The following is a 1,373-nucleotide window of genomic DNA, read 5'->3' as shown; positions in this document are numbered from 1 at the left end:
GCCGTCCTCGTGCACGTGACCGTCATCCAGCGCATCCTGCGCGCCCGGCGCTACATCCTCGCCCGCAGCCGGTAAGCCCGCGGCCGCCTCGCGCGGCGTCAGCTCGTCCCTCGACTTCTTCAGCGCCGTCAGGTCCACGTCCGCCACCGCATAGAGCGCGGACGGCTCCGTGTCCACGCCAGCCGCGCGCAGCGCCGCATCCCCCGTGACCGCGGCGCCGAAGCTCGCGGTGAGCGAGCGGCCCCCGTCCAAGCCCAGCTCCAGCCGCTGAACCGGCGCATCCACTCCGGCTGCGGTCCGGTCCGTGGGCTGCGCCGCGTCGTTGACGAACTGCGCGATGGGAAGCGTGCTCCACTGCCCCAGCCAGTGCGTGATCACATCGGCAGCCGCGGCCTCCGTTGGCTCCTCCATCTGCCAGCCGTCTCCCTGACGCGAGAGCCGCAGCACCGTGTCTCCGTCGGTCCACGCGACGCGCTGCACGTCCGACGGCTCGAACCGCAGCAGCGCATGGTCCCGGAAATCCTCCGCCGGGTGGTCGGCCGCGCCCACTGCGTCCGCGTTGACCACGTGCACCTCTGGCCGGTCCGCGCGCTTGACGTAGCGGCTGCCTGCGACCGGCGTGGTCCCGCCGATCAGCAGGACGGTGTCATGGCCGTTGGCCGTCATGGTGATGGTGCCCTCCGGCGGCGCAAGCCCGAAGTCGCTGAGCGGCTGGGCCGCGGCCGGCGTGAACGTGCGCGAGGCGCGGAGCGTGAGCGCGCCGAGCAGCCCGCCCACGCGCGCCGGGTCGGTGCGCAGCCCGGCCGGAGCAATGCGCCACGCCTCGCCGTCACGGGTCAGGACGACCGGCTCGCGCGCGCCGAAGGCGAGGGTGAGGCGCGCCGCCCCCTCCGGGACGGCGAACACCTGGCTCGCGCGGTACCGGCGCTCCCCCTGGTCCGGCTGCCGCAACTCGTAGAGGGAGACGTATGCGGCTGTTGCGACCGTCAGGACCAGCAGAACCACCGTACTCTTCCAACGCATCTGTTTTCCGGTTTGCCGGTTAGCCTGTTAGCCAGTTGTCGAGAAACCGGAGAACCGGAGAACTGGCCAACCGGCTAACGTTCTACGCTCTTCTACGCCACCACACGGCAGCGCCGGCGGCGACGACCAGGGCGGGGAAGCCGAGGAGCAGGAGCGCTTGCAGCATGGTGAGCTGTGCCGCGGTGAGCGAGAGCTTCAGCGTTTCGAGCGTCTTGGGCCCGATGCCGATGAGCTGCTCCTGCGCCACGAGCCACTGCACGCAGCCTTGCAGGAAATCGCGGTTGCCCACGTTCGCGAGCTGGGCGTTGACGAGGAAGTCCGAGTCGCCGATGGCGACGACGCGCCCCCCG

General features: G+C 71.3%; 2 protein-coding genes. Both read right to left on the bottom strand.

The genetic code is table 11. The features are described 5' to 3' along the window. The coding region (locus tag Q8Q85_00155) for a DUF4340 domain-containing protein (GenBank protein MDP3772660.1) at positions 1-1,023 on the bottom strand (1,023 nt) is incomplete at its 3' end. Positions 1,024-1,105: 82 nt separating this feature from the next. Then, positions 1,106-1,373: hypothetical protein (locus Q8Q85_00150; GenBank protein ID MDP3772659.1), on the bottom strand; the 268-nt coding region annotated here is incomplete at its 5' end.

The organism is Gemmatimonadales bacterium, assembly GCA_030697825.1.
Lineage (GTDB): Bacteria > Gemmatimonadota > Gemmatimonadetes > Gemmatimonadales > JACORV01 > JACORV01.
Note: the sequence above shows the minus strand (reverse complement) of the source record. Positions and strands in the feature narration are given on the sequence as shown.